Origin of the sequence: Paenibacillus algorifonticola (genome assembly GCF_000971975.1) — a bacterium.
GTDB lineage: Bacteria > Bacillota > Bacilli > Paenibacillales > Paenibacillaceae > Pristimantibacillus > Pristimantibacillus algorifonticola.
On the sequence record NZ_LAQO01000017.1, the window covers coordinates 186285 to 194025 of the forward strand.

Below are 7741 nucleotides of genomic sequence, written 5' to 3' on the forward strand. Positions count from 1 at the left end.
CTCCTACTTGTGATGCCACAAGTGTAAAAAGTGAAAATGAACGGCGTATGAACGGCAAATTACAAATGAGGATAACGAAACACGATCAGTTATGGCTGTGGGAGCGTCACGGTGAAGGTCGTGCCTTGACCGGGCTCGCTTGCTGCCTCAATTGTCCCGTTATGCAGGTGGACGATTTTTTGGGTAATGGCGAGCCCTAGCCCGGAGCCGACGGAGTCACCTGGACGGTTGTTTGGGCTAGGGCCTCCACCGTTACCTCGCTCTCTGGCCCGATCTGCGCGGTAGAAGCGATCAAACAGAAACGGCAGCTGCTCCTTGCCGATGCCATCCCCCGTATCGGTGACCCGAATGACACAGCGCCCGCGCTCCAGCTTGGCTTCCACCTCGATCGCCCTTCCTGATGGGATATATTTGGCAGCATTGGACAGCAAATTCATCCATACCTGATAGAGCAGCATTTCATCCCCATCCAGCAATAGAGAGCTTGGGACAGCGATTTTGAGTGCAATCTCCTTCTCCGTCAGCTGCCATTCCATCACTTGCGCAACCTGTCGCAGCTGAGTGCGCAGATTGAAGGGCTTGTACTGAAGCGCCTCCGCTGCTTGGTCCAGCGAGGAGAGCAGCAGCAGCTCCTTGGTGAGTGCTGCAAGGCGGCGGCTTTCCTCGCCAATGATAGCGGCGTAATGGGTGCGCTCGCCAGCTGGCAATTCATTCTCCGCCAATGCTTGCGCAAAGCCTTGAATGGAGGTGAGCGGCGACTGGATTTCATGCGAGACGTTGGCGACGAACTCCTGCCGTGCCTGCTCTACCCGCTCCAGCTCCTGGCTCATCGTCATAAAATGGGCAGCGAGCTGCCCGATTTCATCCCGGCGCTTCGTATTCAGCGAAAGGGCATAGTGTCCTTGTGCGATCCGCTGTGTCGCTTCCGTCAGCCTCGTGACGGGCTTCACCAAATAGCGGGTGCTGAGCAGGAAGCAGAGCAGGCTGAAGGCGACGGTCAGCAGCCCGATCATCGCAAAAAAGCTGCGCAGCTCGCCAAATTGCAAAATGACATCCGGGCGTATGAACAGCGCATATCGCTTGCCTTCCAAGTGCAGCGGAACGCCCACCGTATTGCTGAGCGTGTTATCGAAAAAGCCAGTAATAAACGGCTGATTGGGAAACTCCGCGATGCCGTGGTATTGCCCGCCGGCGAGCACGCTGCGCAGCACGTCATCCGCCAGCTCTTTTTCACGAAAAGCACGCCCGAAAAAAAGCTCCTCTCCCTGATCATCCGCCAGCAATATCTCATAGCCGAGCTCGGCCGCATTGGCTAGGTAAGCAGAGGCCAGCTCCGGCTGAGCTTCGGCGAACTGCTGCATTTGCAGGGCAATGTTAGTCAGCTTGGCATCGTTATAGGGCTTGAGCTTGTTATGATAATAAAGATTGGATACCAGAAACCCGAGGAAGCTGCTGCCAATAATCGCCGCCATTGCCACTAGAAAAACTCTAGAGTAGAGCGACTTCATAGCGCTGCTGCCTCGATCTTATAACCGATGCCCCGCACGGTCGTAATACGAAAATCTTGATCATATGCAGCAAAACGTTGCCGCAGCCGTTTAATATGCACATCCACCGTCCGCTCATCTCCTTCATAATCCGCCGCCCACACGAGCCGAATGAGCTCCTCGCGGGAAAACAGCCGACCCGGGTACTCGGCAAGCTGCGCCAGCAGCTCAAACTCCTTAAGCGGCAGCAGGAGCATGGCATCGCCATCAGCAATCTCGTAATTTTTACGGTCGATGATGAGGCGGCCGAGCTGGATTTTGTCGCTGGAGGAAATAGAATAACGACGAAACAGCGCTTTAATGCGGAACAGCAGCTCCTCCGGTTCAAACGGCTTGGTGACATAATCGTCAGTGCCGCGTAAATAGCCCTGCTCCTTGTCCGTCAGCTGCTCCCGCGCCGTCAGCAAAATAATGGGGATATCGTAATTCGTCCGAATGTACCCGCAAAGCTCCAGTCCATCCATCCGCGGCATCATTACATCTAGTATCGCAAGATCCACTGGATGCTCTTTCAGCTTATGCAGGGCATCCTCTCCCTCTTTTGCCTCAACGACGCGATAGCCTTCCTTCGTCATAAAGTGCCTCAGCAGCGTGCGGATATGGGGATCATCATCGACTACAAGCAGCGTTTTCATAGTAACCTCCCGAATAGAGCGAATGAATTAAAATTTCCTTATATTTCTAACTGTAGCATTTGCGATAATGTTACAATACAGGAACTATACAAAAATTCAAAGTGTTGGAGGTGCTGATAGGTGAAGGTATTGATTCTGGGAGGAACGCAGTTTTTCGGAAAAAAGCTTGTGCAGCGTCTTATTGATCAGCAGGCGGAAGTTACGATAGTTACTCGCGGCATTAAGCCGGACCCCTTTGGCGATGCGGTAAAACGTATACGTGTCGACCGAACCGACGCGGCGGCATTATCTACAGCGCTTGGCGGGGCAAGCTTCGACGTCGTCTACGACAACATCTGCTACACGCCGCAGGAAGCACGCGAGGCTATCCGTATATTTAGTGGGCGTACAGGCAAATATATCGTCATTTCCTCTATGAGCGTATACCCGTTTGGTGAGGAAGCGCTAACGGAGCTTGCTTTTGATCCATATACTTGTCAGCTCCCCGAGCCGGGTGCGTCCTCCTCCCTCAGTTACGCAGACGGAAAACGGCTTGTTGAGGCGGTTTTTATGCAGGAAGCGCCGTTTCCGGCAGCGGCCGTCCGCTTTCCGATCGTCCTCGGGCCGGATGATTATACCCGCCGGCTGCACTTTCATATTGAAAATGTGCAAAAAGGCTTTCCGATTATCATCCCGGCTCTTGATGCAAAACTATCGTTTATTAACTCGGATGAAGCAGCCAATTTCTTGATTTGGCTGGGCAAATCAGAACTTATAGGACCGGTCAACGCCTGCTCTCACGGCGAAATTCGATTGAATCAGTTAATGTCGCTTATCGTCGAGTGTGTGGGTAAATGTGCAAATATTGTTGAAAAAGCGTCCGAGGAGCATCAGTCGCCGTTTGGTGTGCCTGCTTCGTGGTACATGGATACTAGCAAGGCGGAAGCGGCAGGATTTGCATTTAAGCACATAGACGATTGGCTGCCGAAACTGATTGGCGAGCTGGCAAACGCTAAGGAATGAAGCGATTTTATAAGAGGAGAAGAGGCTGATGCTGGTAAGGTTTGAAGGGGATGATTCGGTGCTGCAGAAGGCGTTTTTCCTAGCCGACGAGGTCGCCTATAATATCATTTACCGAATTTGTGATTCGGAAACGAAGCTCTGCTGGAAGACGGCGGACGACACGTTGATTTTTGCAAAAACGCCCGGCAATAGTGGCTGGCTGTGGATGGCGCCAGAGCTATCGGATGCGGTTCGTGAGGGAATGGTTCGAAATCTGGCGGGGCAGCTGTATAGAGAAGGTGTTGAAGTGACGGGGATATCGGGCAGTCCAGAGCTGGCTGGACTTTTCGTTAGAGTGTACCCGCCGTTAACAGGGCAGAGCCAGCGTCTGCACATAAAGCTGGAGGCCTATCGGTGCCCGGTCGTACGGCGACCTTCGGGCGTAGCGGGTGCCATAAGGAAAGCGAAAACGGAAGATATTAAGACGGTGGCGGGCTTCATTGCAGCGTTCACGCAGGAGGCTTATGGTCAGCAGGTAGAGGTAGCAAGCCAAATTCCGGCTGCTGCGGAAATGGTGGAATCAGGCGATTTATATGTATGGGTTGAGGCAGAGAGAATTGTATCCATGGCAGCGGTAGCCCATCGTACAGCAAGACATGCTAGAATTAATGCGGTTTATACGGCGCTGGATGCGAGAAATCGGGGATTTGCCAGTGCAGTGGTGGCAGAGGTGAGCGCCTTTATTATCGATGGGGGTTTGGAGCCGATGCTGTATGCAGATGTGCAAAATTCAGCCGCAAACAAAGCGTATCGCAATATCGGCTTTCGCCCCAGCGGACAAATTTTTGAATACCGCTTTACCTAGTATGGCCCATTCACTCGCCAGTATGTTAACCTTCGTGATATGATTAGGTTAACAATGAAAGAGGGAAGCGGGAGGGAACGTCATGAATATTCGTTTGCGGGGCCATCATTTATTTTGTCTGCTCGGTTATCGGGGCAAGGGCTACTCGGAGGGCTTCTGCGTCAATATGACAGCTGTATATGAGCAGCTGCGGCAGCAGCCTGATACCGTTATTGAAATCATTGATGGTCCTGACGATATTTGCAAGGCGTTCCCGACGGATAAGCCTTCCCATTGCCAGAATAAGAGCGTCTATCAGAAGGATTACGCCATTTTGCAAGAAGTCGGATTAACGATAGGCAGTGTGGCAAAATGGTCTGATGTGTGCGAGACAGTCGCAAGCCGCATCGTGCCTGACGATATTAACCGCCTATGCTCGGACTGCCCGTGGCAGCCATACGGCATGTGCCAGGAGGGCATCGGCCATATCCGCGAATCTCGTGAGCTAAGGGAGCTGCCGAGCTAAATGATTGTAAATTCAATGTCGCATCATAAATAAGGGTCGAAGTGTAATATTAAAATTACACGGGCTCCCGGCTCCTTACTTTGAATCTGCGTCTAACTTAGGTATTAGTACTTGGTTACTGTTGGATGGTGCTAATAAGGCTGTAGCTGTACTCATTCCTGTGCTTATGCTGTCAATAATCACTGTTATTAAAACGATGAGGGCGCAATAAAAAAGAAGAAGCAATCCCGAGAGGCTAAATACTCGGGATTGCTTCTTTTTGGATAAATGATAATCATTGTAACGGAATTAAGCTGAAGCTTGGTTTATAACTGGCTTGCGCACTATAATTAAAGCGGTTCACCGCTAATTTCCATGCCCCGAACGCCATCCATGGAGGCCATGACCAGCGTTAGATCGCTGAAAAGGCTTGTTCCTTTGAATTTCACCTGAATAATGACATTCATCGTCTTTGAACCGCCCATTTGCTCAGATGAATCATCGTCATCATCCAATATGCTCAGCTTATGAATTTTCATGCCGTGCTCATGGAAAGTGGCGACAATATCCTGCAAGCCGGAAGAGTGCTTCGCCAGCTTAAATCTAATTTCATGAATACGTTTTGTCCGTGAAAATGTTTTTTCCAGTTTGTTAAACACAAACAAAGATATCACCGCCAATGTAGTAGAGATAGCTGCTGCAACATAAAATCCAGCTCCAACCGATAGACCGATGGCTGCTACAACCCATAAAGAGGCTGCCGTTGTCAGACCGGAAATGCCATTGCCCTTGCGAAGAATCGTGCCGGCTCCCAGAAAGCCGATGCCGCTAATGACCTGTGCGGCAAGCCTTGCCGGATCGAGATTAACACGAGGCTCATTCGCGAATGCAGCGAACCCGTACATCGATAACAAAACGACGGTAGAAGAGCCTAAAGATACGAGAATATGTGTACGGAACCCTGCGGAGTGGCCGCCGAATTCGCGCTCCAGGCCGACGAGCCCGCCAAGCACGACTGCGAGCAGCAGGCGAATGGTCAGCTCATAATAGCTGATTTCCCACACGGAAGAAACGGCATTCGTCATGTTAATCTCCTTTCCCGAAGAGTGGCGTCAGCGGCTGAAGCCGGGTTAAAGCATAAAATCTATTTTTCAAACAATAATGAAAATCTACGCGCAAGTACGCTTCCTCCCCATCTTATGCTAATAATGATGCCGTCATCACTGCTGCGGTTTATCAACGATAATACGATCGAATGACCGCTGCGTCAATAGCTGGAAATTCCGGAAAGCATGTGCGATGAAAGCGCTATACCTACTACCAGTTTAGCAGAAAGAACGCCCCCGCGCAGTACGATGGCGCAAAATAACTGAAATAAAAGGACGTAAAATTGAAATAAAATAACGCTATAATGATATATTTGATCAAAAAAATGCTATGAAAATCACTCCCGTACAAGGCCAGTCCGTTAATGAGCTAACACGGTGATTAATTCGAACGAAACTTATAAATACTGATGTGTTTGATATGTAAGCATGTGCAAAGAGAGGCTTCAGTGAAGGATCTTCTTGCGCAGCTGCGGCGTAAATAGAAGAGTATAAAGCATATTTTGCGGCTGAAAAGGGTACGCTGGCTCGTATAGGGTGGTGGTCGCAAGTGGTAACCCCGTTTCATCAGCGAATGGCAGAGCTGTGGCTGCAAAGCAAAAAACGAAAGCTTTCGCCAGACGAAGCCACGGAGCTGGAGCAATGCCAGCAGCTCAACGTGAATTATGTCAGTGAAGCCGCTTATTTGGCGAATATGTCGCTGCTTGCCTCAATGAGCAAGGACATAAATTGGCAGCATGAAATATGCAAGGAAATCGAGCAGTTCCAGCTGACGGGCAAGCGGAAAAAATCCGGCACGGCAGGTGCGGAATAAATGCTAAATCCAATAGGCAGCGCAAAATATCGTTCCTCTCGACGACAGTTTGGAGGAGCGGTATTTTTCTATTTCTGCGTAAAACGGTCATTGCCGCCAAAGGACAGCAGTGCCATATACACTTGCAGGAACGATTAAGGGTAAAATAGAGGGAGGAGCAATGATTTCTTTTAGGAAAGCGGGGAGCTTTAGTGGAAACTGGATGGGACGAGCGTATGGTGCAAGCTAGTAAGAGCGGAGATATAGAAGCGATAAAAACGCTGATCTCCGAAGGCATGAATTTGAATGATTCAACTAATCCAGCGATAGTTGCCGCTTCGAAACAGGGCAAGCGTCCAGTATTTGAGTTTTTGCTGGAGCAGGGGGCGGACATTAATGCGGTTAATCATGTGGGCAGCTCCGCTTTGTCACATGCCGTCAGTTGGAACAATGTTAAGGCGGTCGAAGCGCTGCTGGCACTCGGCATAGATGTGGCCGCGCATGGCGGTCTAGCTTTGCGCGGTGCGGCGGGCGGACGTCTGGATTTGGTCAAGATGCTGGTGGAGGCAGGCGCACCCGTTAATTTTAATGAGCCGGATATGGTGCGGCCGTATGGCGGAACACCGCTGCAAGCAGCTGCCGGCATAGGGCATTTGCCTATCGTTCGCTATTTGCTGGAGGCTGGAGCTGATCCGGCGATTAAAGACAGCTATGGAGAGCGGGCTTACACTGATGCGAAGCGCTACAAGCACAAAGAAGTGATGGAACTCATCTATTCATACGAGCCGAAGGAGCTGCATGATTTCGATAACCAAGCAGCCCGCTTGAAAAAGGCAGGCCTTCCCGCCGCCATTATACGCGATCTGGGAGAGGCGAGCAGCCGGGTTGAAATGCCGGATTGTGAGCAGGTATCCTATATTGAATTTGGTTCGGTATTGGACGTTGCTGAACTGGAATGTCAGGGGCTCAAGCTGCTTAATTTACTTGTAGATATGGACAATTATTCGGCGCTGGGCATGCTGGTCTGGGTGCCTGCGCACAAGAAATTCGCCAGCTACGATGTGGAGCATCAGGAGCTGATGCTGCTGCCAGACGCGACATGGGCGAAGCTGCGGAAAAAGCCGGGAGCGTTCATCGACCGAATATTAAACGGTGAGTATGAGCCAGAGGAGCATGCGGACTCGGAAACGTAGTTCGACGCTATAGGGCATTCGGTTAACGGTGCGTAACCGCAATCCACAAAACAAAGACTTCCGCTCAAGCTGATATGCTCCCCATACGGTAGACAGGTGAAATAATAAAACCTGTTACTGTAAGGGGAGTTTTTTCA

General features: G+C 50.6%; 8 protein-coding genes. 5 read left to right on the forward strand and 3 right to left on the reverse strand.

The window, feature by feature from the left end; genetic code table 11:
• Positions 1-89: 89 nt before the first annotated feature.
• Together WH37_RS21955 and WH37_RS21960 are read right to left on the reverse strand one after the other, a co-directional pair.
• The gene (locus WH37_RS21955; protein WP_046232768.1) at positions 90-1508 is read right to left on the reverse strand and encodes a sensor histidine kinase; all 1419 of its coding nucleotides are present in this window, start codon (positions 1506-1508) and stop codon (positions 90-92) included.
• Entirely contained in the window at positions 1505-2182 is a 678-nt protein-coding gene (locus tag WH37_RS21960; protein WP_046232769.1) for a response regulator transcription factor, read from the reverse strand. The genes WH37_RS21955 and WH37_RS21960 overlap by 4 nt, the downstream gene beginning before the upstream one ends.
• A gap of 120 nt (positions 2183-2302) precedes the next feature.
• Here WH37_RS21960 and WH37_RS21965 point away from each other — a divergent pair, with 120 nt between their 5' ends.
• The 3 genes from WH37_RS21965 (at position 2303) to WH37_RS21975 (ending at position 4533) form a co-directional block, all read left to right on the forward strand.
• Positions 2303-3184, forward strand: a complete 882-nt coding sequence (locus WH37_RS21965) for an NAD-dependent epimerase/dehydratase family protein (RefSeq protein WP_046232770.1) — start codon at positions 2303-2305, stop codon at positions 3182-3184.
• A gap of 28 nt (positions 3185-3212) precedes the next feature.
• Positions 3213-4028: a GNAT family N-acetyltransferase gene (locus WH37_RS21970; RefSeq protein ID WP_046232771.1), complete on the forward strand. Its 816-nt coding sequence runs from the start codon at positions 3213-3215 to the stop codon at positions 4026-4028.
• A gap of 82 nt (positions 4029-4110) precedes the next feature.
• On the forward strand, positions 4111-4533 hold the full coding sequence (locus WH37_RS21975; protein ID WP_046232772.1) for a DUF1284 domain-containing protein: 423 nt from the start codon (positions 4111-4113) through the stop codon (positions 4531-4533).
• A 329-nt stretch (positions 4534-4862) separates the two neighbouring features.
• On the opposite strand, the gene WH37_RS21980 is transcribed toward WH37_RS21975, so the two are convergent.
• Positions 4863-5597 (reverse strand): MgtC/SapB family protein, encoded by a 735-nt coding sequence (locus tag WH37_RS21980; RefSeq protein ID WP_046232773.1) that lies wholly within the window; start codon positions 5595-5597, stop codon positions 4863-4865.
• Between the two features lie 571 nt (positions 5598-6168).
• Between WH37_RS21980 and WH37_RS21985 the strand changes: the two genes are divergently transcribed.
• Both WH37_RS21985 and WH37_RS33885 read left to right on the forward strand, forming a co-directional pair.
• Positions 6169-6432, forward strand: a complete 264-nt coding sequence (locus tag WH37_RS21985; protein WP_231594317.1) for a DUF7667 family protein — start codon at positions 6169-6171, stop codon at positions 6430-6432.
• Positions 6433-6623: 191 nt separating this feature from the next.
• Complete coding sequence (locus WH37_RS33885; RefSeq protein WP_052737141.1) at positions 6624-7604, forward strand: ankyrin repeat domain-containing protein; 981 nt, start codon at positions 6624-6626, stop codon at positions 7602-7604.
• Positions 7605-7741 lie beyond the last annotated feature (137 nt).

Excerpts from the sequence above, each read along its gene's own strand:
- WH37_RS21970 (WP_046232771.1), top strand. The coding sequence starts at position 3,213 with ATGCTGGTAAGGTTTGAAGGGGATGATTCGGTGCTGCAGAAGGCGTTT.
- WH37_RS21955 (WP_046232768.1), bottom strand. The coding sequence starts at position 1,508 with ATGAAGTCGCTCTACTCTAGAGTTTTTCTAGTGGCAATGGCGGCGATT.
- WH37_RS21975 (WP_046232772.1), top strand. The coding sequence starts at position 4,111 with ATGAATATTCGTTTGCGGGGCCATCATTTATTTTGTCTGCTCGGTTAT.
- WH37_RS21960 (WP_046232769.1), bottom strand. The coding sequence starts at position 2,182 with ATGAAAACGCTGCTTGTAGTCGATGATGATCCCCATATCCGCACGCTG.
- WH37_RS21980 (WP_046232773.1), bottom strand. The coding sequence starts at position 5,597 with ATGACGAATGCCGTTTCTTCCGTGTGGGAAATCAGCTATTATGAGCTG.